Genomic DNA, 270 nt, shown 5'->3' with positions numbered 1-270 from the left:
AAATCCCATCATCTTGAGCATTAACAGAGCGATCGCGGATATTCACTAAAGGCAAAGTGAGATCGAGGCGCAAGGTTAAATCTTCAATAGGAGAATAGAGCAATCCTACCCCTGCACCCGCCAAAAAATGCTCATTCGTAATTTGGTCGGGGTTACTGGGATTATTCCAGACTATCCCCATATCTAAAAAGGGAATCACCTGCAACAAATAAATATTATCTTGCTCCTGCACTAAAGTGATGCGATCTTCGATAGAAATGCGCCAGCCAT

General features: G+C 43.0%; 1 pseudogene. It reads right to left on the bottom strand.

The annotated features are described in order from the left end of the window. A pseudogene (locus tag JUI58_RS01020) lies at window positions 1-270 on the bottom strand (ShlB/FhaC/HecB family hemolysin secretion/activation protein); the annotation flags it as partial.

The sequence above is a fragment of the Spirulina sp. CCY15215 genome, assembly GCF_016888125.1.
Classification (GTDB): domain Bacteria; phylum Cyanobacteriota; class Cyanobacteriia; order Cyanobacteriales; family Spirulinaceae; genus CCY15215.
Note: the sequence above shows the minus strand (reverse complement) of the source record. Positions and strands in the feature narration are given on the sequence as shown.